At 72.0% G+C, this 23,777-nt stretch carries 19 protein-coding genes; 14 read left to right on the forward strand and 5 right to left on the reverse strand.

All coding sequences use genetic code 11. From position 1 onward, the window contains the following. Positions 1–52 precede the first annotated feature (52 nt). Positions 53–958, reverse strand: coding sequence for an NADP-dependent oxidoreductase (locus tag ACFYVL_RS02210; RefSeq protein WP_389240830.1), 906 nt, complete (start codon positions 956–958; stop codon positions 53–55). 286 nt (positions 959–1,244) lie between these two features. On the opposite strand from ACFYVL_RS02210, the gene ACFYVL_RS02215 reads away from it, so the two are divergent. Then, entirely contained in the window at positions 1,245–1,619 is a 375-nt protein-coding gene (locus tag ACFYVL_RS02215) for a winged helix-turn-helix transcriptional regulator (protein ID WP_389240832.1), read from the forward strand. Positions 1,620–1,663: 44 nt separating this feature from the next. Here ACFYVL_RS02215 and ACFYVL_RS02220 read toward each other — a convergent pair whose 3' ends face one another. Then, positions 1,664–2,425 carry a DUF6193 family natural product biosynthesis protein gene (locus ACFYVL_RS02220; protein WP_389240834.1) on the reverse strand — a complete coding sequence of 254 codons (762 nt, stop codon included), beginning with the start codon at positions 2,423–2,425 and terminating at the stop codon, positions 1,664–1,666. Between the two features lie 117 nt (positions 2,426–2,542). Here ACFYVL_RS02220 and ACFYVL_RS02225 point away from each other — a divergent pair, with 117 nt between their 5' ends. Next, positions 2,543–3,334, forward strand: a complete 792-nt coding sequence (locus ACFYVL_RS02225; RefSeq protein WP_389240836.1) for an alpha/beta fold hydrolase — start codon at positions 2,543–2,545, stop codon at positions 3,332–3,334. Positions 3,335–3,404: 70 nt separating this feature from the next. On the opposite strand, the gene ACFYVL_RS02230 is transcribed toward ACFYVL_RS02225, so the two are convergent. Beyond that, on the reverse strand, positions 3,405–4,064 hold the full coding sequence (locus ACFYVL_RS02230) for an MSMEG_1061 family FMN-dependent PPOX-type flavoprotein (protein WP_389240838.1): 660 nt from the start codon (positions 4,062–4,064) through the stop codon (positions 3,405–3,407). 111 nt (positions 4,065–4,175) lie between these two features. On the opposite strand from ACFYVL_RS02230, the gene ACFYVL_RS02235 reads away from it, so the two are divergent. From ACFYVL_RS02235 to fxlM, 4 genes are all read left to right on the forward strand, one after another. Continuing rightward, positions 4,176–4,496: a CPCC family cysteine-rich protein gene (locus ACFYVL_RS02235; protein WP_389240840.1), complete on the forward strand. Its 321-nt coding sequence runs from the start codon at positions 4,176–4,178 to the stop codon at positions 4,494–4,496. 380 nt (positions 4,497–4,876) lie between these two features. Beyond that, on the forward strand, positions 4,877–5,101 hold the full coding sequence (locus ACFYVL_RS02240) for a hypothetical protein (protein ID WP_389240841.1): 225 nt from the start codon (positions 4,877–4,879) through the stop codon (positions 5,099–5,101). A gap of 262 nt (positions 5,102–5,363) precedes the next feature. After that, the gene (locus tag ACFYVL_RS02245) at positions 5,364–6,914 is read left to right on the forward strand and encodes an NUDIX domain-containing protein (protein WP_389240843.1); all 1,551 of its coding nucleotides are present in this window, start codon (positions 5,364–5,366) and stop codon (positions 6,912–6,914) included. Between the two features lie 151 nt (positions 6,915–7,065). Next, positions 7,066–9,462: a methyltransferase, FxLD system gene (gene fxlM / locus ACFYVL_RS02250; protein WP_389240845.1), complete on the forward strand. Its 2,397-nt coding sequence runs from the start codon at positions 7,066–7,068 to the stop codon at positions 9,460–9,462. Positions 9,463–9,478: 16 nt separating this feature from the next. Here the strand turns inward: fxlM and ACFYVL_RS02255 are convergent, their stop codons facing one another. After that, positions 9,479–10,597: a serine hydrolase domain-containing protein gene (locus ACFYVL_RS02255; RefSeq protein WP_389241299.1), complete on the reverse strand. Its 1,119-nt coding sequence runs from the start codon at positions 10,595–10,597 to the stop codon at positions 9,479–9,481. Positions 10,598–10,730: 133 nt separating this feature from the next. Between ACFYVL_RS02255 and ACFYVL_RS02260 the strand changes: the two genes are divergently transcribed. Further along, the gene (locus ACFYVL_RS02260) at positions 10,731–11,396 is read left to right on the forward strand and encodes a TetR/AcrR family transcriptional regulator (RefSeq protein WP_389240847.1); all 666 of its coding nucleotides are present in this window, start codon (positions 10,731–10,733) and stop codon (positions 11,394–11,396) included. Between the two features lie 100 nt (positions 11,397–11,496). On the opposite strand, the gene ACFYVL_RS02265 is transcribed toward ACFYVL_RS02260, so the two are convergent. Beyond that, on the reverse strand, positions 11,497–12,840 hold the full coding sequence (locus ACFYVL_RS02265; protein WP_389240849.1) for an ROK family protein: 1,344 nt from the start codon (positions 12,838–12,840) through the stop codon (positions 11,497–11,499). Between the two features lie 186 nt (positions 12,841–13,026). Here ACFYVL_RS02265 and ACFYVL_RS02270 point away from each other — a divergent pair, with 186 nt between their 5' ends. From ACFYVL_RS02270 to ACFYVL_RS02300, 7 genes are all read left to right on the forward strand, one after another. After that, positions 13,027–14,340 (forward strand): ABC transporter substrate-binding protein, encoded by a 1,314-nt coding sequence (locus ACFYVL_RS02270; RefSeq protein WP_389240851.1) that lies wholly within the window; start codon positions 13,027–13,029, stop codon positions 14,338–14,340. Positions 14,341–14,353: 13 nt separating this feature from the next. Next, positions 14,354–15,349: a carbohydrate ABC transporter permease gene (locus ACFYVL_RS02275; RefSeq protein WP_389240853.1), complete on the forward strand. Its 996-nt coding sequence runs from the start codon at positions 14,354–14,356 to the stop codon at positions 15,347–15,349. Between the two features lie 28 nt (positions 15,350–15,377). Then, positions 15,378–16,217, forward strand: a complete 840-nt coding sequence (locus tag ACFYVL_RS02280; protein ID WP_389241300.1) for a carbohydrate ABC transporter permease — start codon at positions 15,378–15,380, stop codon at positions 16,215–16,217. 116 nt (positions 16,218–16,333) lie between these two features. Further along, positions 16,334–17,782, forward strand: a complete 1,449-nt coding sequence (locus ACFYVL_RS02285; RefSeq protein ID WP_389240855.1) for a GH1 family beta-glucosidase — start codon at positions 16,334–16,336, stop codon at positions 17,780–17,782. Positions 17,783–17,966: 184 nt separating this feature from the next. Continuing rightward, positions 17,967–20,162, forward strand: a complete 2,196-nt coding sequence (locus ACFYVL_RS02290) for a discoidin domain-containing protein (RefSeq protein ID WP_389240856.1) — start codon at positions 17,967–17,969, stop codon at positions 20,160–20,162. 184 nt (positions 20,163–20,346) lie between these two features. Beyond that, a complete protein-coding gene (locus ACFYVL_RS02295; protein ID WP_389240858.1) occupies positions 20,347–22,545 on the forward strand; it encodes a discoidin domain-containing protein in 2,199 nt (732 codons plus the stop codon). A gap of 84 nt (positions 22,546–22,629) precedes the next feature. Next, a complete protein-coding gene (locus ACFYVL_RS02300; protein ID WP_389240861.1) occupies positions 22,630–23,727 on the forward strand; it encodes a DUF1996 domain-containing protein in 1,098 nt (365 codons plus the stop codon). The last annotated feature ends 50 nt before the right edge of the window (positions 23,728–23,777 follow it).

A 23,777-nucleotide genomic window follows, 5' to 3' on the forward strand; every position in this document is an offset into this window, starting at 1 on the left:
CCCGGACGCCCGCCGGGCGCATCGCCGGCACGGTGCTGCCGGACCCGGAGTGTCAGATACGGACCACGATCTTCCCGCGCGTACGTCCCCGTTCGGCCTGCGCGTGCGCCTCGGCGATGCGCTCCAACGGGAAGGTCTGCTCGATACGGGGTGTGTAGCGGCCCTCGCGGCCCAGTTCCGCTGCCGCCGCCAGGAGGGAGGAGTCGTTCTCCGCGTTGACCACGTGCGTGCCCAGGCGCTGTCCGCGTGCGTGGTCGGCGACCGTGGCGACGCGCTTCGGGTCGCCGGTGAGCGCGACGAGGTCGTCCAGGGACCCGGAGGCCGCGGTGTCGAGCACGAGGTCGACGCCGTGCGGAGCGAGCGTGGTGAGGCGCTGGGCGAGGCCCGGACCGTAGGTGGTGGGCACGGCGCCGAGCGAGGTGAGGAACGCGTGGTTGCGTTCGCTGGCCGTCCCGATCACGGTGGCCCCCTGCGCCACGGCGATCTCGACCGCCGCACTGCCGACACCGCCGGCGGCCCCCTCGACGAGGAGCAGGCGGCCCGCGAGGGGACCGAGCGCGTTCAGACCGCGCATCGCGGTCACGGACGCGAGGCCCGCACCCGCGGCCCGGTCGTCGTCCCACTCGTCGGGGGCGTGGGCCCAGGCGGAGAGGACGACCAGCTCCGCGGTGGCGCCGGTGACGCCGCCCAGTCCGAAGACGCGGTCGCCGACGGCCACCCCCCGTACCCCGTCGCCGATCTCGTCGACCACGCCGACGGCGTCGCGCCCCGGGACGGCGGGGAGTTCCAGCGGGATCAGCTGCCGCAGAGCGCCCGCCCGCAGCTTCCAGTCGATGGGATTGACTCCGGCCGCCGCGGCGCGGACCCGGATCTCGCCGGGGCCGGGGTGGGGGTCGGGGGCCTGCTCGACCACCAGGCTCTCCACTCCGCCGTACTCGTGGAAGCGGGCTGCTCGCATGATGTCCTGCCTTGTCCTGTGCCCTGACGGGGCGCGGTGGTGGGGTGTGTTCGGCGTGGGCCGTGCGGCGTGGGGCGTCGGCCGTTCGGTGTTCTCGCTGTCTTGGCCGGTCCGTGTTCTCGTGGCTGTCGGCCCGACGGGTGGGGGTGCTGCCGGACGGCTCACCGCCCGTACGTCACGGCCGGCCGCCCGTCGCCGGAATACCTCCCGCCGGATCGACGCTTCGGAAGGTATCCGGAAGGTCGGTCACCAACTGGATACCAAGACCGGAGACGGGAGCCCTGCCATGACACGTCGGCCGCCGCTGCCGCCCGACCTGTTCGACGAGCTGTGCCCGTCCTCGCTGCTGCCCTTCCGCTTCGGTGACAAGTGGGCGTCCATGGTCCTCCGCTGCCTGGAGGGCGGCCCGCGCCGGTACTCCGAACTCCGCGTGCCACTGGCGCGCGTCACCCCGAAGGCCCTCACCCAGTCGCTCCGCGGCCTGGAGCGCAGCGGGTTCGTCTCACGTACGGTGCACGCCGACCCGAAACTCCGGGTGGAGTACGCGCTGACACCGCTGGGCCGCAGTCTGCTGGAGCCGCTGGACGCGGCGTGCCGGTGGGCGGCCGAGCACTGGGACGAGCTGGTGGACGCCCGCGAGCCCGGTCCGCCTGCGCGTTGACCTCGCGGTGGCCGGGGACGGGGTTCGGGTGCCTCGGTCGTGGGTCAGGCGGTGCCCTTGTCCCCCGGCCAGCCGCCCTCGACGGCCGGGCCGCTGCCCGCCGGGATGTTCGCCGCCACCAGCGCCGCTGCCTCGCCGGCGGTCAGATCGGCACCGAGCACGCGTGACGCCTGCCGCGCGGAACCCGTCGCGACCACGTTCCACAGCCCGTCGAACGTCGGAACCACCCGCGGCAGCTCCTCGTGGAACGGGTCAGCGGTGCTGCTGAGCAGGCTGAACTGGCCGTGCGACGGCCACGGGAAGAAGACCCGCAGGGCCGGCTGCGCGTGGAGCGCCTCGGCGAGTTCGGCGTCGCCGAGCCGGATGACCGGCGAGCGTTCCAGGGTCAGCCGCCAGGCGGTCGAGACCACCTTTCCGGGCGGCGCTCCCTTCAGGGGGTCCTCCGCGAGGAACTCCCACTCCTCGCGCAGCCGCCCGACCGGTGCGCCCTCCCACCATGCGTGCAGGACGGCGGCCACGACCGCGAGGTCGTCGGTGCTGCCGAAGGCACCCCAGGGCCGTCCGCCGGTGCGGGAGACCTCGATGCGGAACTCCCGTTCGTCGCCGTCGGACGCGTGGACAACGAACTGCGAATCCCCCCGGACGCACCGTGCGGCTGCCTCCGGAGCGATGCCCGCCACGGGATCGAGGGGGCCGACCGCGCACCCGCGGCGGGCCGCCTCGCGCCCCAGCGCCTCTCCCAGACCACCCGGCACGGCCGACTCAGGACCGGGGCCCGCCGCCACATCGTTCGAACGTTCCTTCATGTACACACCATAAGTTGCGGCGTGATGGCGTGATGGCGCGGTCCGGGCCGTCGCGGCGGCCCACGAAGCCCGCGCGGGATACTCTGCCCGCCGGAACGGGTGTGAGGGGTTGAGCGGATGACGTACGCGACGGCGGCGGACGGTACCCGTATCGCGTACCAGTACCGGGGCGAGGGGCCGGTACTGGTTCTGCTGGCGGGCCAGTCCAACAGTCACCGCTGGTGGGACGCGGTGCGCGCCGACTTCCACCCGGCGCGCGGCACCCTCACCCTCGACTACCGCGGCACCGGAGACAGCGACAAGCCCGACACCCCGCACAGCACCGCCCTGTTCGCGCGGGACGTCGTCGCCGTCCTCGACGAACTCGGCATCGACCGGGCCGATGTCTACGGCACGTCCATGGGCGGCCGGGTGGCCCAGCAGCTCGCCGCCCGCTTCCCGGAACGGGTCGGTGCGCTGGTCCTCGGCTGCACCTCACCGGGCGGCCCGCACGGCGTCGAGAGCAGCAACGACGTCCGCCGGTCCCTGGTGCAGTCCCGGCCGGGAGCCGCACGGCAGGCCCTGCTGGAACTGATGTACACCCCGGGCTGGCTCGCCGGCCACCCCGGCCCGCACCACACCCTCGGCGACCCAGGCATGCCCGCCCACTCCAGGCGCCACCACCTGGCGGCCAGCAGGCACCACGACGCCTGGGACCTGCTGCCCGCCATCAGCGCCCCCACCCTGGTCGTCCACGGCACGGACGACCTGCTCAACCCCACCGCCAACGCACCCCTGCTCGCCGACCGCATCCCCGACGCCCGCCTCCACCTGATCCCCGGAGCCCGCCACGCCTACTTCGAGGAGTTCCGCTCCCAGGCCGGCCGGGTCGTCCTGGATTTCCTGAACCGCTCGGCGGCGGAGCAGTAGGAGGCGCGAGGGACGGCTGGGGTGCGTTGGCCGCTGAGCGGCTGGGTGGCCGGTCGCCTGGGGCGGCGGTCTACTCGTAGCGGTACTTCAGCGAGTCCGCTTCCGCCTGCTCGATCTCGGCGATCGTCAGCTCCGGCATCCGCAGCTGGGCCAGTGTCACCTCGGCCGAGGCGGGCTGGGCGTCCTTCGGGAGCCACTCCTCCGGCTTCCAGGCTCCGCTGCGCAGCAGCGACTTGGGGCAGTGCGGGTAGACCTCCTCGATCCCCAGTACCAGCGCGCTGGCCGGCGGCTTGCCCACGGCGGTCAGCTGCGACAGCAGTTCCGGGCGGGTGGAGACGCAGGCGCGGCCGTTCACCCGGAGCGTGGTGGTGCGTCCCGGGATGATGAACAGCAGTCCGGCCCGGCCGGTGGCGATGACGTTCTGCAGGGTGTCCAGGCGCTTGTTGCCGGTCGCGTCGGGTATCGCCACCGTCCGCTTGTCCAGTACGGCGACGAACCCGGCGGGGCCGCCGCGCGGGGAGACGTCGCAGTTGCCGTCCGCGTCCACGCTGGCGACCAGGACCAGTGACGCGCAGCCGATCAACTCCTTTGTCTTGTCCGTGAGTTCGGTCATCTGCTTGCGGACGGCGGCGGCACTGGGAAGTTCGTAGGTCCGGCGCAGCGTCTCCGTGTCGGACACGGCGTCGAGGCGGAGGGAGTCGAAAGCGCTGCTGGTGAGGGAGGTCGTCATGGGTCCGACCCTAAGGGGACGGCCTGCGGCGGGGTTGGGGCGGGCACCCGGGGGCTCTCCGCGCCGGAAACCTCCTTGTGGATCACCCGTGGGGCGGGAACGATGTCCGTCATGACTTCTGCCGACCCGGCCCCGAGTGCGTCCGACGACCCCGCGAGAGCCCTGGTCGCCTGCCCGTGCTGCTACCAGCGGACCTTGGAAGAGCGGGGCCACTTCGAGATCTGTGCGGAGTGCGGCTGGGAGGACGACGGGCAGGACGACGCGGACGCAGACGTCGTCCGGGGTGGGCCGAACGGAGCGCTGAGCCTGACGCAGGCCAGGCTGGAGTACCGGGCCGACGCGACCGAGGCGGGCGACGAGTCCGTGACGCGTGGCGGCGAGGGCCTGTGGTGGTCGGCGGCGCAACGGCAGATCTCGGAGCTGCCCGAGTAGGAGTGCAGGCAACGGCCGCCCCCTTGCTGCGTCCAGGCGCGCGTTGATGATGCTCAGCGACGCCCCCGGCGGTCCCGCCGTGCGGTGAGGGCTGACGGGCCGTCATGGGCCCGTCGTGCAATCACCCCAAAGGGTTTCGAACGCCGCACAGCCCGGCCTTTGCGCCAGAACCCTGGGAACACGCGGGGAAGCAGCTGATTTCGCACAGGTGTCCGGCAAATACGCCCCCGAAGAGCGTGACGCCACCCCTGCGGGTGTCGTTCAACAGGCACACGTTCGATCCCACGGGAGGGCGGGCGCGGTCGAACACCGCGTCAGCCGCCCTACCCCAGAGGGCCGTAAGCCCTCTGCGCCGGGACCCTGACGAAGGCGAGGTCACCATGCGGCTTCCCCGCACCCTCAGCTGCCGACCCGGACGACTTCCGGTCCGCGCCCAGACGGCACGGGCCCCGGGCGGAGGAGCCGTCGCACCCGTCGGCACCGGGCGCGCGGCAGCTGCCCCGCACGCCGGTCGCCGACAGGTGGCCACCGTCCCGTACGGCCGGCCGGCCACCGCCACGTACACCGGGCACCTCCCCGTCCTCGGCCAGGACGGCCGGCAGTGAGCGGCGGCTCCGCCGCTCCCGGCCTGTCGCACCGGGGCATGGCTCGGCTTCGGGGTGCGCCCGCTCTCCGCGCTCCCGGCGGGTGCGTCGGGCACCCTCGCCGGGCCGCGCGCCGCTTGGCGCGATCACGGTCCTGCTGTGTGCGCCTTGCCTTCTCCTGTGGTGCTCTCCCGTGCGTGACCCGCGCACCGCACCACAACGCCCCTCCCCCGCAACACCGTTCGCTCCTGCCGACTTCCGTCACCCCGTGAAAGGTGTCACCTTGATCCGCCCCTCGCTCCGTCCCCCGGTCGACGCGTACCTGGCACGTCACCCCGCCGAGCGGCACTCCCTCGCGCCGCTCCTCGCCACCCTGGAGGCGGACGCCGGGTCCACGTCCACGGCCCGTACCGCGCTCCTCGGGCACCTCACCTGCGGTGCCGTCATCGTCGACCGGCACCGGCGGGTCCTGCACATGAGCCGCCAGGACGACAAGGCCGACGGGAAGGCCCGTACGCCGCGCGGCCGTGTCGGCACGGGCGACAGGACACTGGTGGCCGCAGCCGTGCGCGCGGCGTGCGAGGAGACCGGGCTCCGTCCCCAGGACCTGTGTCTGACAGGGCAGTTCCTCGACACGCCGGTCGACATCGGGATCCACGCCGTCGATGCCGACCAGAGCGAGGGGGAGCCCGCCCGGCAGCGCTACGACGTCCGCTTCGTGTTCTGCCTCCGGGCCGAGGAACCACCGCTGCCCGCGTCGCGGGACGCGGAGGTGGCCGAGGCGACATGGCTGCCGCTCCACGACGTGGCCTCGCCCACCCTGCGTGCCAAGCTGCTGGGCGAGGAGGCTCGCGGCCTGGACGGAAGGCCGGAGCCGGTGAACGCCTCCGTACTGATCCACGACGGCTACGGGCGCTATCTGCTGCACCTCAGGGACAACATCGAAGGCATCGCGGATCCCGGGGTTTTCGGCCTTCCTGGTGGTGGGCGGGAGCAGGGCGACCGCTGTCTGGAGGCGACCCTGCGGCGCGAACTCGCCGAGGAGGCACCCGGACTGGGGGTGGCGGACCTGACACCGTTCGCGGTGGTGGACGCGACCGGTGGGGAGGGCCTGGCGACCTCCGTCCAGGTCTTCACGGGCCGCTGGTCCGGTGATCCCGACTCCGTCGACCTCCAGGAGGGCGTCCTGATCCGGTGGTTCACCCCGGACATGCTGGACCGGCTGCGGCTGAGCCCCGGCGTCCACGGCCTCGTCCACCGGCACGCCGCGACCCACCCGCCGACCGTCACCCCGGCAGCGGACCCCGCCCCTGCCACGGCCCGTCGGGCGCCCGAAGGAACCGAGCCCCACATCGTCGGTGTGCACCTCTACCTCCAGGACGAGCGGGGCCGGGTCCTGCTGGGGCTGCGCCACCCCGACTCCGCGTACGCGGGTGAGACCTGGCACCTGCCGGCGGGCCACTGCGAGCGGGAGTCCGCCGTCGCGTGCCTGGTCCGCGAGGCGCAGGAGGAGACCGGGCTGGTCATCGAGCCCGCCGACGTGGAACTCGCGCACGTGGTGCACCTGATCGACGACCGGGGTGCGATGCCCCGGGTCCAGCTGGTGTTCCGCGCCCACCGGTGGGGCGGCTCCCCCGAACTGCGCGAGCCGGACAAGTGCGTGGCCTGGAAGTTCTGGGCGCCGGACGCTCTGCCCGAGCCGATCGTCCCCTACGCGCGTGCCGCGATCGAGGGCATCCGCGCCGGGAGGCACTACACGGAAATGGGCTGGGACGACGACCAGAGTTCAGCCTGTGCACCCGGTGCACCGGACGCCGTGGAGGTACCGCGGTGAGCGCACCGCGGGGCCGGTGACGGCATCGCCGCCCCGGTCCCGGGTCGGGCCGAGTTGAGCCGGTCCGCCCCGCACCCGGCCGTCGCGCACACCGTACGAACGCGGCGCCGGGGCCCACACCCTTCCGAACCTCACGCACCAGGAGCGATCCGTGGCATACACCCGGAACCAGTGGTCCGAGCACTACGACGACGGTCTCGGCTTCCGGCCGTTGGGCGAGGCGGAGAAGGACCTCCTCGCGGCGCACGCGCCGGCACCGCAGGGCGGGCGCGCTCTCGACGCCTGTTGCGGAACGGGGGAGCTGGCCGTGCACCTCGCGTCACTCGGGTACGCCGTCGACGCGGTCGACTTCGCCGAGGGAGCCCTGGAGCGGGCCCGCGCCGAGCACCCCGACGCGGAGGGCGTGCGCTGGCTGAACCTCGACATCGAGGGCGGCGACCTGACGGACCTGGGAGAGCCGGGAGACCTTGGCGAGGACGGAAATCAGGGCGAGGAGGGTGGTCCGGGCGGCCGGGGAGACCCGGGCGAGCGCGGCTACGACCTGATCGTCCTCCGGCTGGCCGTCGCCTTCTTCCACTCGCGCGCCTTCGTGCTGCGCCGCCTGGCCGCACGGCTGCGCGCGGGCGGGAAGCTCGTCGTCATCACACCGATCGCCCGGCACACCCCCGACGCACGGCGTCACGTCGCGCTCGACGAGGACGAACTGGGCTCCCTGACCGAAGGGTTCGCCGAGCACGAGCGGTTCGAGGCGGAGGGCCTGGCGGTCCTGGTCCTGCACGGGCCCGCCACGGCGTTCCGCGCGCAGGAGAAGGAACGACCCGACCCGCACGCCGTGTTCGGTGTCGCGGTGGTCGTCACCGACGGGTCCGGCCGGGTGCTGCTGGGCCGCTCGACCGGACACATGTGGGAGCTGCCCGGCGGCGGGGTCGAGGCGGGCGAGTCCGTGGAGGCCGCCGCCGTGAGGGAGCTGGCGGAGGAATGCGGGCTGACGGCGCGCACTGCGGACGCGCATCCGATCACGGTGCTGCACGACGACCGGCGGGACGTGCGCCGCGTCAGCGCGGTGGTCCGCGTCTCCCGCTGGAGCGGTGACCTCGGCCTGCCCGAACCGCACCGGTTCTCCCGGTGGGAGTGGCACGACCTGCACGCCCTGGCCTCCCTCGGGCGGATCTTCGCGCCCAGTGCGCCGGCGTTGGCCGCCGTGTGGCCCGGGGTGCTGCCGGGGCTGCCGCCGGTCCGTTCCCTGGCGTGTGCGCACGCCGCCCCGCCGGTGCCCGGGGAGCCCGCCGAGGCCGTCCGGCTCCGCCGCCGGATGACGGAGCAGGTCGTCGCGGGCGGCCGGGCCTCCGCCGGGCCGGTGCGTGAGGCGCTGGGATCCGTGCCGCGCCACCGCTTCGTGCCCGAGGCGGCCCTCGCCGACGCGTACGACGGCGGCGACCGGGCCGTCATCACCCAGCGCGACGCCACCGGAACCCCGACCAGTTCGGTGTCCGCGGCCTGGCTGCAGGCCGACATGATCGAGCAGTTGAGGCCGCATCCCGGAGCGACCGTGCTCGAAGTGGGGTCCGGCGGCTACAACGCCGAACTGCTGGCCCACGTCCTGGGGCCGGGCGGCCGGGTGGTGACCGTGGACATCGATCCGTACGTGGTGCACCGCACCCGGCGGCTGTGCGCGGAAGCGGGCAACGGGCGGGTCACCGCTCTGCTGGGCGACGGCGGCCGGGGCGCGCCCGCCCACGTACCGGCCGGCGGGTTCGACGGCGTGATCGTCACGCACAACGCGTACGACATCGCCCCGGCCTGGCGCGAACAGCTCCGCGAGGGGGCCCGGCTGGTGGTGCCGCTGGAGCTCGGCGGGTACACCCGCTCCCTCACCCTGGTCCGGGAGGGCGACGTACTGCGCTGCGTGCACTGGACGCACTGCGGGTTCGTACGCGACCGCGGCGCCGCCGCCCGCACCGCGCCCGCGCTCGCGCTGGCCGACGGGCAGGTGACCCTGCGGTGGGCGGACGGAACTCCCGGTGCGGCGGACGGACTTGAGGAGGCGCTGGGCGGGCCGCGGCACGAGACCCGTACGGGACTGGTGACCCGCGGGGTGTTCAACTTCGAGACTCTGCAGATCTACGCCGCGACCACCCTGCCCGGATTCTGCCGTCTGACCGCCCCGGCGGCGTCCCCGCTCGTGGCGAGGACCGACGGGACGGCCATGGCGGCGGACGGATCCCTCGCCTACCTCACCTATCGCACCGTCCGGGACGCCCGGGACCGAGAGGACCGCGTCTGCGAGTTCTTCGTCCACTCCTACGGCCCGGCCGCCGACACCCTCGCCGAGCGGTTCGCCGCGTGCGTGCGCACCTGGGACCAGCAGGTGCGCGAGGGCGGCTACCCGCCGTTGGTGATCTGTCCGGCGGGCACCCCCGACGACCGGCTGCCGCCCGGGGACGTCCTCGACAAGCCCCGCACGAGGATCGTCGTCCAGTGGCCGAACCGGGTGTCCGCAGGCCCCCGGGACGCCCCGGAGGGACGTGCCCGCGAGTCCCGCGGGTAGGGTCCCGGCGGGCCGGTCAGCCGTACATCGCCACCCGGTGGAAGGTGGCCAGCGCGTCGTCGATGGGGTGGGGCTGCGGCGTGCCGGAGGAGTCGAGGGTGTTCCACCTCTGGAGGTTCACCGCGACCGCCAGCTGCCGCCCGCCGTCCGCACGGGTCATCGCCAGCGTCCCGCCTCCCCAGACCGTGCCGCCGTGACCCCAGAAGACGCCCTCGCCGGGGCCCTCCATCGGGTACAGGCCCAGGCCGTACTCGATCGTCCTGCCCTCCTGGGAGACGACCGGGCCGGTGCGCTGCATCTGCTCCAGCGACGAGGGGCTGACGATCCGTCCGGCGAGGAGCGCGCCGTAGAAGTGGTTGAGGTCGGCGACGGTCGATATCAGCGAGGCCGAAGGGCCGACGAACGACATGTCGTAGACGCTGTAGTCGCGCGGCGGGTCGATCATGCCGAGCCACGCCTCGTACAGCCGCGAGTGCGGCCCGTCGATCTTCGGGCCGGTGGGGAAGCCGGTGTCGGTGAGCCCGGCGCGCTCGATGACGTTTCGGGTGATGCACTGCTCGGCCGGGATGCCGGTCGTCTGTTCCAGGAGTTCGACGAGGAGCAGGTAGTTGGTGTTGGAGTACACGCCCAGTGGGCCGCCCGGGGTTCCGGCGGCGGGTGCGCGGACCCCCATGCCGATCAGTTCGACGGGGTCGAACCGCGTGTACCGGTGGTCGTCCAGGCTCTCTGGCCGGGTGTCCGCGAGGACGGGGAAGCCCTTCAGGGAGGGGTAGGCGTACGGGAGGTACTCGGGGAGGCCGCTGGTGTGGTTGATCAGCATCCGTACGGTGATCGCGTCACCGCGTTCGCCGGGGACCAGCTTCGGGAGGTAGTGGCCGATCGGTGTGTCGAGACCGATCCGGCCGCTCTCGGCCTGCTGGAGGACCGCGGCGGCGGTGAAGGTCTTGGTGATGCTGCCGACCCGGTGCCGCATGTCGGCGGTGACGGGACGGCCGGTGGCGACATCGGCGACCCCGGCCGCGCCGCGCCAGACGCGGTCCCCGTCCCGGACTTCGGCGAACAGACCGGGTAATCCGGCGCGGTGGACGTCCGCGATGGCCGCGTCCAGTGCCGCGCGGTCCAGTGGCTTCCGCACTTCGTGCGTCACGTCATGCGTCCTTTCGTCCTCCGGCGCACCGGTCCGTCCGGCACGCCCATGTCCTCATTATGCACGCGGTGCGTGCAACACCAAGTGCAAAGGTAGTCTGGGGACCGGTGAGAGGAGTGGGATGGCAGGCAGAAGGCGTTGGTCGACCGACGAGATCCTGGACGCGGCGGCGGAGTTGCTGCGTACGAGCGACGCGGACTCGTTCAGCGTGCGCAAACTGGCGGCGGCCCTCGGGACCGATTCCTCCAGCCTCTACCGGCACTTCCGCAGCAAGACCGAACTGCTGCGCGCGGTCGCCGACCGGATCCTGCTCGCGGCGATGGACGACCACCGCCCCGAGGGCGACTGGAAGGAACGCGTCACCGCCCTGGCCCTGCGCGTGCGGGAGGCGTTCGGCCGGCAGCCCCAGCTCGCCGCGGTCTGGGGACGCTACGCGTCCAGCGGCACCGGGTCCCGGCTGGTCATGGAAGAGGTGCTGCGGGCTCTGCGCGAGTCAGGGCTGCCCGACGAGGAGATCCCGGCGCGCTACCACCGGCTGGTGGTCCTCATCTCCGCGCTGATCGCCTCCGAGGCGGGGGTCAGCACCGTCACTCCCGCGGAGTTCGAGCAGGGCATGGAGCTGTTCCGCGTCGCGGTACTCGGTGCCGACCCCGAACGCTTCCCGGCCCTGGCCCACTTCGCCCGTGACGTACGCCCGCTGGGAGCGGACCGCCGCGCCGCGTTCGAGGAGATCCTCGCCACCCATCTGACGGGCATCGAGGTCGCGGTCCGCGCGCGCCCGGCCTGATCCGTACGAGAGGCGCCGGGGACGGCTCACCGAGCCCGGCCCCCGGGGTGGTTGGACGCCCACCGCCCGGCCGCACCGGCCCCGGGCAGTACCCCGGCCCTCAGGTGGCCGTCCGTTCCCGCAGCGTGCGCTGCCAAGCCGGGGGCTGGTCTTCCGGTTCGGCCGGGGAGGGGTGGCCGCCCCGGGTGAAGAAGTCGGCGAGGGGGAGGATCGCCGCGCCGACGGTCACCGCGTCGGGGCCCAGCGCGCCGAGGCTGACGGTGACCAGGCTCGCCGGGTGGTTCAGGGCGTACGAGGTGGCGTGGGCCCGGACCAGGTCGAGGAAGCGGGCGCCGAGCTGGAGGCCGGCCCAGCCGCCGACGAGGATGCGTTCGGGCTGGAAGAGGTTGATGAGGTCGGAGAAGCCGGCGCCGAGGTACTCGGCGGTCTCCTCCAGGACGGCGAGGGCGGTGGCGTCGGGTTCGGCCGGGGTGCCGTCCTCGTACGGGGGCGGGTAGGCGGCGGCGAGCATCGCGGTGAGCGCGGTTTCCTCGGAGGCTCCCGCCGGGGGGTTGCCGCCCGCCTCGGCCCAGCGGTCGAGCAGCGCCTCGGCCCCCGCGTACGCCTCCAGGCAGCCCCGGGCGCCGCAGCGGCAGCGGCGGCCCCTGACCCGTACCGTCAGATGGCCCCACTCCAGGCCACGGCCGGGGCTGACCTCGTCGGTGACGACACAGGCGCCGACGCCGGAGCCGAAGAGCACCACCACCGCGTCCCGGGCGCCGCGTCCCGCGCCGAACCACATTTCGGCCTGGCCGAGGGTCTTGGCACCGTTGTCGATGTAGTAGGGCACCGACTCGGGGAGTTCGACCGTCTCGCGCAGGAGGCGTTCCAGGGGTACGGCGTCCCAGCCGATGGTCTGGCCGTGGACGACCGCGCCGTCCTCGGGGGTCCTGGCGACGATGCCGGGGACGCCGATGCCGACGCCGAGGAGGAGTTCGGGGGCGATGCCGGCTCGGGCGAGGACCTCGGTGATGCCGTCGCGGAGGTGGGAGACGACCACGTTCACGTCGTAGCGGTCGGTGCGCCGGGGCGCTGCGGCGGCGGGCAGATCCGGCGCGATGACCTCCAACGGGCGCTCCACGCGGGCGAGTTCGGACAGGGCGAGGTCGAAGAGTTCGATGCGGACACGGGTCTCGCCGACGTCGACGCCGATCAGGTAGCCGCTGCGGGGCGCGATGCGCAGCAGGATGCGGGGGCGTCCGCCGGCGGAGTCCACGCTGCCCGCCTCCTCGACCAGGCCGTCGGCGACGAGTTCGGCCACCACGTTGCTGACCGACCCCGAGCTGAGGCCGGTGGCGGGGCCGAGCGAGTACCGGCTCATCGGCCCGTCGAAGTACAGCCGTTGCAGGACCGCGGTCCGGTTCTCCCGCCGCAGGTCACGCACCGTGCGTCCGCCGCTGGCCATCTTCTTCCCCCCATGTTCGCGAAACCTCACCGCAACATACCTCTGCCGGATCCCTTGACGCGACATTCGCTTGAGGTTTAACTCACACCATAAATTAAGCCATGCGGGCCTTCAGAAGGTGAACGCGCAGCGTTCAACTCCCTTCTCCCGCAGGCGACTTCAGCCTCTTCGAAAGGCCCTGGAGCCATGCCCAGATTCCGAGCCGCAGCCGTCGGTGCCGTCACGCTCTCCCTCGTCCTGTCCGCCGCTGCCTGCGGCGGCGGTTCGGCCGGCGGCGGGTCGAACGCGCAGCCCAAGACCCTCACGTACTGGGCCTCCAACCAGGGCGCGAGCATCGAGGTGGACAAGAAGGTGCTCCAGCCCGAGCTCGACAAGTTCGAGAAGCAGACCGGGATCAAGGTGAAGCTGGAGGTCGTCCCCTGGTCCGACCTGCTCAACCGCATCCTGACCGCGACGACTTCGGGCCAGGGACCGGACGTCCTCAACATCGGCAACACCTGGAGCGCCTCCCTCCAGGCCAGCGGCGCGCTGCTCGACTGGGACGACGCAGCCTTCGCCAAGATCGGCGGCAAGGACCGGTACGTCGAGTCCGCGCTCGGCTCCACGGGCGTCGCGGGCAAGCCGCCCGCCGCGGTGCCGCTCTACTCGATGGCGTACGCGCTCTACTACCACAAGAAGCTGTTCCAGGAGGCGGGCATCGCCAAGCCCCCGACCACCTGGGCAGAACTGGTCGAGGCGGGCAAGAAGCTGAAGGCGAAGGGCAAGAACGGCGTGGGCGTGGAGGGCTCCAACCTCTCCAACAACATCCACCAGGTCTTCGTCCTCGGAAAGCAGCACGGCGCGGACTTCTTCACCCCCGACGGCAAGGCCGACTTCACCTCCGAGGGCGCGGTCGCCGCCGTCAAGAGCTACGTCGACCTGATGGCCGCCGACAGGATCGTGGCCCCGGGCAACGCCGAATACGCGCAGAACCAGTCGCTGAGCGACTTCACCAAGGGGAAGACCGGCATGGTGCTGTGGCAGACCGCCGCCGCCACCTTCAAGGCCCAGGGCATGGCCGACGACGCGTACGGCGTGGTCCCCGCCCCCGTGCTGTCCGGCACCCCGGGCGCTGGCAAGAACATCAACTCCATGGTCGCGGGCATCAACATGGCCGTCTTCAAGAACACCAAGAACACCGACGGCGCGATGAAGTTCGTCAAGTTCATGGGCAGCGACGAGGAGCAGAAGATCCTCAACAAGGCGTACGGATCCATCCCGCCGGTCAGGACCGCGCAGGAGGACCCCGCGTTCAACGGGCCCGCCACCGCACCGCTGCGCCAGACCCTGGCCACCAGTGCGGCGGCGCTGCCGCAGGTGCCCGAGGAGTCCCAGTTCGAGACGGTCGTCGGCACCGCGGTCAAGGAGCTGTTCGCGGACGCGGCGGCCGGCCGGGCGGTCACCGTCGAGTCGGTGCGGGCCAAGCTCGAAAAGGCCCAGCAGCAGATGCCGAAGAAGTGAGCACCCTCCTCCCATGACCCTCACCGCTGCCCCCGAGGCAGGTGCGCGGACGGCTCCCGGGAGCGGTCCCGGAGCGCGGGCGCCGCGTGCGCCGCGCTTCGGACGGCTCCGCCGCGTCGGACTGCCGTACCTGCTGCTGCTCCCCGCCCTGCTGCTGGAACTCCTGGTTCACCTGGTGCCGATGGTGATCGGCATCGTGGTGAGCTTCAAGGAGCTCACCCAGTTCTACATCCGGGACTGGAGCACCGCGCCCTGGTCCGGCCTCGACAACTACGGCGTCTCCGTCGACTTCAACGCACCCGTCGGCGAGGCCCTCCTCAAGTCCTTCTTCACCACCTGCCTGTTCACCGTCGTCTCGGTCGGTCTGTGCTGGCTGCTCGGCGTGATGGCGGCGGTCTTCCTCCAGGAGAACTTCCGGGGGCGGGGCCTGCTCCGGACCGTCTTCCTGGTGCCGTACGCGCTGCCCGTGTACGCGGCCGTGATCACCTGGGCGTTCATGTTCCAGCGGGACAACGGCCTGATCAACGGGGTGCTGGACCAGCTCGGCCTGACCGACAGCGCCCCGTTCTGGCTGATCGGCGACAACGCCTTCGTCACCCTGCTCGTGGTCTCCGTGTGGAAGGGCTGGCCGTTCGCCTTCCTGATCCTCATGGCGGGGCTCCAGAACATCCCCCGCGACCTGTACGAGGCCGCCGCGCTGGACGGCGCCGGGATCTGGCAGCAGATCCGGCGGATCACCCTGCCGTCGCTGCGGCCGGTCAACCAGGTCCTCGTGCTGGTCCTCTTCCTGTGGACCTTCAACGACTTCAACACGCCGTTCGTGCTGTTCGGGAAGGCGGCCCCGGAGTCCGCTGACCTGATCTCGCTGCACATCTACCAGTCCTCGTTCCAGACCTGGAACTTCGGCACGGGCTCGGCCATGTCGGTCCTGCTGCTGCTGTTCCTGCTGGTCGTGACCGGGATCTATCTGGCGATCACCTCCCGAGGAAGGCAGGCAGGCGATGCCTGAGCCCCGCGGGCGCAAGCCCCGCTCCCCCATGGCGGCCCCGCCCTCGTTCCTGTGGAGCCGCAGGATCTTCCTGACCCTGCTCACCGTCTTCGTGGCGCTGCCGGTGTTCGTGATGGTCTCCAGCTCGCTGAAGCCGCTGGCCGACGTGACGGGGAAGTTCCAGTGGATCCCCTCCGCGCTCACCCTCCGCCCGTACCTCGACATCTGGGAGACCGTCCCGCTCGCCGACTACTTCGTGAACTCGCTGATCGTGGCGGGGGCGGCGACGGTGTGCTCGGTGGTCATCGCGGTGTTCGCGGCGTACGCGGTCAGCCGGTACAACTTCCGCGGCAAGCGCGCCTTCACCGTCACGGTGCTCTCCACCCAGATGTTCCCCGGCATCCTCTTCCTGCTGCCGCTCTTCCTCATCTACGTCAACATCGGCAACGCCACCGGTCTCGCGCTCTTCGGCTCGCGGATCGGCCTGATCATCACGTATCTGACGTTCTCGCTGCCGTTCTCGATCTGGATGCTGATCGGGTACTTCGACTCGGTGCCCCGGGACCTCGACGAGGCGGCGAAGGTCGACGGGTGCGGGCCGCTCGGCGCACTGTTCCGGGTGATTGTGCCGGCCGCGATCCCGGGCATCGTCGCGGTCGCCGTGTACGCCTTCATGACCGCCTGGGGCGAGGTGCTCTTCGCCTCGGTGATGACCAACGACACCACCCGCACCCTCGCGGTCGGCCTCCAGGGGTACGCCACCCAGAACGACGTCTACTGGAACCAGGTCATGGCCGCCTCCCTCGTGGTGAGCGTGCCCGTGGTGGCCGGCTTCCTGCTCCTCCAGCGCTACCTCGTCGCTGGGCTCACCGCGGGCGCGGTCAAGTAACGCCCGCTGCGCACATGCTCTGTGACTGTGCGTCAGTTTTCTGCGCACACGCCCTTCCCCGCCCGTGCACACGTCCGCGGGCGCATCCGTGCCGTCGAACCACCGAGAGGTTCTCCGTGTCCGAATCGCTTGACCTGGCCGCCTTCCCGAAGGACTTCTCCTGGGGGGCCGCGACCGCCGCCTACCAGATCGAGGGCGCCGTCGCCGAGGACGGCCGCTCCCCCTCCATCTGGGACACCTTCTCCCGCGCGCCCGGCAAGGTCGACAACGGCGACACCGGAGACGTGGCCTGCGACCACTACCACCGGTGGCCCGAGGACATCGCCCTGATGAAGCAACTGGGCCTGGACACCTACCGGTTGTCCGTCGCCTGGCCCCGGGTGGTGCCCGGCGGCGACGGCCCCGTCAACGCCAAGGGCCTCGACTTCTACGACCGGCTGATCGACGGCCTGCTGGCCGCCGGGATCACCCCCTCGGTCACCCTGTACCACTGGGACCTGCCCCAGGTGCTCCAGGAGCGCGGCGGCTGGACGGTCCGCGACACCGCCGAACACCTCGCCGCGTACGCGAGCGTGGTGGCCGGGCGGCTCGGGGACCGGGTCACCCAGTGGGCCACCCTCAACGAACCGCTGTGCTCCGCCTGGATCGGGCACCTGGAAGGCCGGATGGCCCCCGGGCTCACCGATCTCACCGCCGCCGTCCGGGCCTCGTACCACCTGCTGCTCGGGCACGGTCTGGCCGCGCAGGCGGTCCGGGCCGCCGCGCCCGGCGCCCGGATCGGCCTGGTCACCAACCACTCCCCCGTGGAGCCCGCCGGCACCCGCCCCGAGGACATCGGGGCGGCCCGCCGCATGGACGGCCACATCAACCGCTGGTGGCTCGACCCGGTGTACGGGCGCGGCTTCCCGGCCGACATGCGCGCCTACTACGGCGTCGAACTCCCGGAGCGGGAGGGCGACCTGGCGGTCATCGCCACCCCGCTCGACTGGCACGGGATCAACTACTACTTCCCCGTCACCGTCACCGACGACCCCACCGGGCCGATCCCGCAGTCCCGGGAGGTCCCGCTGCCCGGCCTGCCGCGCACCGGCATGGACTGGCCGGTGGACGCCGGCGGTCTGGAGGCGCTGCTGATGCGGTTCACCGACGACTACGGCGTGCGCGAGCTGTACGTCACCGAGAACGGTTCGGCCTTCCCCGACACCGTGACCCCCGAGGGCACCGTCGAGGACCCGGAGCGCACCCGCTACCTGGAGCAGCACGTGGCCGCCTGCGCCCGCGCCCTGCGCAAGGGGGCCCCGCTCGCCGGGTACTACGCGTGGTCGCTGCTGGACAACTTCGAGTGGGCGTACGGCTACGACAAGCGCTTCGGCCTGATCCACGTCGACTACGCGACCCAGCGGCGCACGGTCAAGGCCAGCGGGCACCGGTACGCCGAACTCCTCCGCGCCCACCGGGCCGCCACCTCCGGCACGGCCACCCCGGACGCACCAACCGCACCGGGCACACCGGACGCACCAGCCGCACCGACCAGCCCCGTCGCACCGGCCGCCGAGCCCTCCTGACCGGCGCCGTCCGGTCCGGCCCCTCCTCCCTCGGGGCCGGACCGGACGGGCCGCCCCCGGGGTGCAGCAGACGAGCCCCGGGCCCCGGCCGCACAGGCCACCTCCACCGGCACCGCCCCACCCACGAGGAACAGCGCCCTTCGCCCCACTCCACCACCTGCACGGGAATCCGAGGAGACCCTTCATGTCCGCAGTCGGCACACCCCCCACCAGACCCCCGCACCGGCCACCGGCACGCGCCCCCCGACGCACACTCGCCGGAATCCTCGCCGGCACCCTGACCGCCGTCCTGCTCACCCTGCTGCCGGCCGCCCCGGCCACCGCAGCCCCCGTACTGCTCTCCCAGAACAAGCCCGTCACCGCCTCCAGCCAGGAGAACTCCGGCACCCCGGCCACCGCCGCGGTCGACGGGAACACCGGCACCCGGTGGTCCAGCGCCGCCGCCGACCCCCAGTGGATACGGGTGGACCTGGGCGCCCCCGCCGAGATCGGCCAGGTCGTGCTGCGCTGGGAGACCGCGCACGCCAAGTCGTACCGCATCGAACTGTCCGCCAACGGCACCGACTGGACGACGGCGCACACGAGCGCGAACAGCTCCGGCGGCACCGAGACCCTCGGCGTCACCGGCACCGCCCGCTACGTCCGGATGCTCGGCCTCACCCGCGCCACCGGGTACGGCTACTCGCTCTGGGAGTTCCAGGTGTACGGCACCACCGGCGGCACCGGTCCGACCCTGCCGGGCGGCGGCGACCTCGGTCCCAACGTGCACGTCTTCGACCCGTCCACACCGGGCATCCAGGCCAAGCTGGACCAGGTCTTCAAGGAGCAGGAGTCCGCGCAGTTCGGCACCGGCCGCCACGCCTTCCTCTTCAAGCCCGGCACGTACCAGGGCCTCAACGCGCAGATCGGGTTCTACACCCAGATCGCCGGGCTCGGGCTGAAGCCCGACGACACGCTGATCAACGGCGACGTCACCGTCGACGCGGGCTGGTTCAACGGCAACGCCACGCAGAACTTCTGGCGCTCCGCCGAGAACCTCGCGCTCAACCCGGTGAACGGCACCAACCGCTGGGCGGTCTCGCAGGCCGCCTCCTTCCGCCGGATGCACGTCAGGGGCGGCCTCAACCTGGCGCCCGACGGCTACGGCTGGGCCAGCGGCGGCTACATCGCGGACAGCAAGGTCGACGGACAGGTCGGCAACTACTCGCAGCAGCAGTGGTACACCCGTGACAGCGCGATCGGCGGCTGGTCCAACTCCGTGTGGAACCAGGTGTTCTCCGGTACGGAGGGGGCTCCCGCCACCGGCTTCCCCGAGCCCCGCTACACCACCCTGGACACCACCCCGATCTCCCGCGAGAAGCCCTTCCTGTACCTCGACGGCAACGAGTACAAGGTCTTCGCCCCCGCCAAGCGCACCAACGCACGCGGTGTGACCTGGGCGAACGGTGCGCCGGCCGGCGAGTCGATCCCGCTGGACAAGTTCTACGTCGTCAAGCCGGGCGCGACGGCGGCCACCCTCAACGCGGCCGTGGCACAGGGCCTGCACCTGCTGTTCACCCCGGGCGTCTACCACGTCGACCGGCCCATCGAGATCAACCGGGCCAACACCGTCGTGCTGGGCCTCGGCCTGGCCACGATCATCCCGGACAACGGCGTCACCGCGATGAAGGTCGCCGACGTCGACGGCGTACGGCTGGCCGGATTCCTCATCGACGCCGGACCCGTCAACTCGCCGACGCTGCTGGAGGTCGGCCCCCAGGGCGCGTCCGCCGACCACGCGGCCAACCCCACCACCGTCCAGGACGTGTACATCCGGATCGGCGGCGCGGGCCCCGGCCGGGCCACCACCAGCATGGTGATCAACAACGACGACACGATCATCGACCACACCTGGATCTGGCGCGCCGACCACGGCGCCGGCGTCGGCTGGGAGACCAACCGGGCCGACTACGGACTGCGGGTGAACGGCGACGACGTGCTGGCCACCGGTCTGTTCGTCGAGCACTTCAACAAGTACGACGTGGACTGGTACGGCGAGCGCGGGCGGACGGTCTTCTTCCAGAACGAGAAGGCGTACGACGCGCCCAACCAGGCCGCCGTCCAGAACGGCAGCACCAAGGGCTACGCCGCCTACCGGGTGGACGACTCGGTCAACGTCCACGAGGGCTGGGGCCTGGGCAGCTACTGCTACTACAACGTGGACCCGTCGATCCGCCAAGACCACGGGTTCAAGGTGCCGGTGAAGCCGGGCGTGAAGTTCCACAGCCTGCTGGTGGTGTCGCTGGGCGGCAACGGCCAGTACAACCACGTCGTCAACGACACCGGGGCGCCCACGGAGGGAACCTCGACCGTCCCCTCGACGGTGACGTCCTTCCCGTAACCGGCACGGCGTTCCGGCAGTCACCTCTCCGGGCCGGTGGTCCCCCTCCACCTCCCAGGACCCCGGCCCGGAGAGGTCCTCCCGCACGGTCCGACATCCGGTGCCCCCCGTCCCGCACTTGGCAGGTGCATGTCATGTGCATGTTCCGCCCCGGGCCGGGAGCGCCGTCCTCACAGGAGCCGTCATGTCCCACACACCACCCGTCCGTCCCCACCCGCACCCCGTCCTCTCCCCGCCCCGCGCCCGTGGCCCGGTCGCGCTGATCGCCCTCGGCACGCTCGTCGCGTCCTGTCTGACGCTCGCCGCCGCGCCGGACGCGGGCGCGGCCGACACGCTGCTCTCCCAGGGCCGTCCCGCCACCGCCTCCTCCCAGGAGGGCGACGGCTTCGCCGCGCCGGCCGCCGTCGACGGCGATCTCACCGGCACCCGCTGGTCCAGCGCGCGGTCCGACACCGAATGGCTCCAGGTCGACCTGGGCTCCACCCGCGGCCTCAGCCGGGTCGTGCTGAGCTGGGAGGCCGCGTTCGGAAAGTCGTACGACATCCAGGCCTCCGACGACGGGACCAACTGGCGCACCCTGAAGGCCGTCACCGGTGGCGACGGCGGCACCGACGACCTCGCGGTCACCGGCTCGGGGCGGTACGTACGGATGCAGGGCGTCGCCCGCGCCGGCGGCTACGGCTACTCGCTCTGGGAGTTCCAGGTCTACGGCGGCGACGGCGGCACGACCAACCCGCCGCAGGGCGGCGCCGTGAAGGTCACCGGTTCGCAGGGCGCCTGGCAGCTGACGGTCGGCGGCCAGCCGTACACCGTCAAGGGTCTGACCTGGGGTCCGTCCGTCGCGGACGCCCCGAAGTACCTGCCCGACGTGAAGTCGATGGGCGTCAACACGATCCGTACCTGGGGCACCGACGGCTCCACGAAACCGCTCCTCGACAGCGCGGCGGCCCAGGGGCTGCGCGTCGTCAACGGCTTCTGGCTCCAGCCCGGCGGCGGCCCCGGCAGCGGCGGCTGCGTCAACTACGTCACGGACACCGCGTACAAGGCGAACATGCTCACCGAGTTCGCCAAGTGGGTCGACGCGTACAAGAGCCACCCGGCGACCTTGATGTGGAACGTCGGCAACGAGTCGGTGCTCGGCCTCCAGAACTGTTACAGCGGTACCGAGCTGGAGGCGCAGCGCGACGCGTACACCACCTTCGTCAACGACGTCGCCAAGAAGATCCACTCCATCGACCCGGACCACCCGGTGACCTCCACCGACGCCTGGACCGGCGCCTGGCCGTACTACAAGCGCAACGCCCCCGACCTCGACCTGTACTCGATGAACTCCTACGGGAACCTCTGCAAGGTGCGCCAGGACTGGATCGACGGCGGCTACACCAAGCCGTACCTGATCACCGAGGCGGGCCCGGCCGGCGAGTGGGAGGTGCCCGACGACGCCAACGGCGTCCCGGACGAGCCCACCGACGTACGGAAGGCGGAGGGCTACACCCAGGCCTGGAACTGCGTCACCGGGCACACGGGCGTGGCGCTCGGCGCGACGCTGTTCCACTACGGCACCGAGCACGACTTCGGCGGCGTGTGGTTCAACCTGCTCCCGGACGGGCTGAAGCGGCTGTCGTACTACGCGGTGAAGAAGGCGTACGCGGGCGGCACGGCCGGGGACAACACACCGCCCGTCATCAGCGACATGGCCGTCACACCGGCGGGTTCGGCCCCCGCCGGAGGGGAGTTCACCGTACGGGCCGGCGTCCGCGACCCCGACGGCGATCCGGTCACGTACAAGATCTACCTGAGCGGCAACTACGCCAGTGGTGACAAGCGACTGGTCGAGGCCCGGTGGCGGGCCACCGGCAACGGCACCTTCGCCGTCACCGCGCCCGAGAAGCTCGGGGTGTGGAAGGTGTACGTGCAGGCGGAGGACGGGCACGGCAACGCGGGCATCGAGACGAAGTCCGTGAAGGTCGTCGCCCCGCCGGTGACCGGCACCAACGTGGCGCTGAACAAGCCGACCACCGCCTCCTCCTTCCAGGGTTCCTACGGGGACTGCCCGTGCGCTCCGGCACTCGCCGTCGACGGCAAGCAGGAGACGCGGTGGGCGAGCGACTGGTCCGACCCGCAGTGGATCCGCACCGACCTCGGCGCGCCGACGGCGATCCGCACGATCCAGCTCGTCTGGGACCCGGCGTACGCCAAGGCGTACGAGGTGCAGGTGTCCAACGACGGGAACACCTGGCGCACGGTCCACGCCACCACCACCGGCAACGGTGACATCGACACCGTCGCCCTCGACGAGACCGCCCGCCACGTCCGGCTCAACCTGACGCAGCGCGGTACCGGTTGGGGCTACTCGCTGCACGAGTTCGGGATCTACAGCTGACCACCGGGCCCCGCCGCCGTGCGGGACCCGGGGTGCGGCGCTGCCGCACGCACGTCCATCCACCCCTTCGACATGGGAGACCCCATGCGAGTGAGCAAGAGAGTCAGGTCGCGCGGCCTGCCGGCACTGCTCGTCAGTACGGCGTTACTGGTCGGCGCGCTGAGCGTCGGTACGGTCGCCACGGCCGCGCCGGAGTCCGGGAAGGCACCGGCCGCGTCCGGATCCGTCCACGCGGGGCACGTCATGGCGGCGTCCACCCGGGCGTCCGGCGACGATCCGGACGGGGACGGCTACATCCCGGCCGTCCCGCAGGTCACCGGCGTGACGCCGTCCGACAGAACGCCGCCGCCCGCGTACTTCCACGAGTTCCAGGCCAACTGCTCCGCCACGCACACCGCCCCCGACGACCCGATCGTCTACCCGGGCCAGCCCGGCAAGTCGCATGACCACACGTTCATGGGCAACCGCTCGACGAACGCGCACAGCACCACGGGCTCCCTCTACGGCGGGGCCACGGCCTGCAAGGCACCGGCCGACGCCTCCGCGTACTGGATGCCCTCGCTGTTCAAGGGCGACCAGAAGGTCCTCCCGGTAGGGCCGCAGGTCATCTACTACAAGTCCGGGGTGACCGACTACACCAGCGTGCGGCCCTTCCCGAAGGGGCTGCGGTTCGTCGTCGGCGACCCGATGCAGACCGCCGGGGAGTTCCGCGCCCACAAGGGGTTCGTCGAGGGCTGGGAGTGCGGTGACAGCTTCTTCAACACCGACATCCCGGCGAGCTGTCCGAGCCGGCCCGACGTGCAGCTCAACCTGCGGATGCAGGCGCCGAGCTGCTGGGACGGCAAGTACCTCGACACGCCCGACCACAGGAGCCACATGGCCTACCCGGTCGTCAAGCCGGGCACCAACGACAACATGTGCCCGGCGTCCCACCCGGTGGCGCTGCCGATGATCGAGTTCAAGATGGCCTGGCCGGTCAACGGCGACATGAGCCAGGTCCGCCTGGCCAGCGGACGCGGGTACTCCTTCCACTACGACTTCTTCAACGCGTGGGAGGAGCGGACGCTGAAGGCGCTGGTCGACCACTGCGTCGTGGGCGGCCTCCAGTGCGACGCCCGCGGCTACGACGAGACGCACCCGCAGAAGGGAGCGGTGCTGAACGCGGACTACCGGCTCCCCTGACCCCGTCCCCGGGGGGGGCTGCCCTGCTCCCACCCCGGGCCCGGCCGACC

Origin of the sequence: Streptomyces sp. NPDC004111 (genome assembly GCF_042874215.1) — a bacterium.
In the GTDB taxonomy this organism is placed as follows: domain Bacteria; phylum Actinomycetota; class Actinomycetes; order Streptomycetales; family Streptomycetaceae; genus Streptomyces.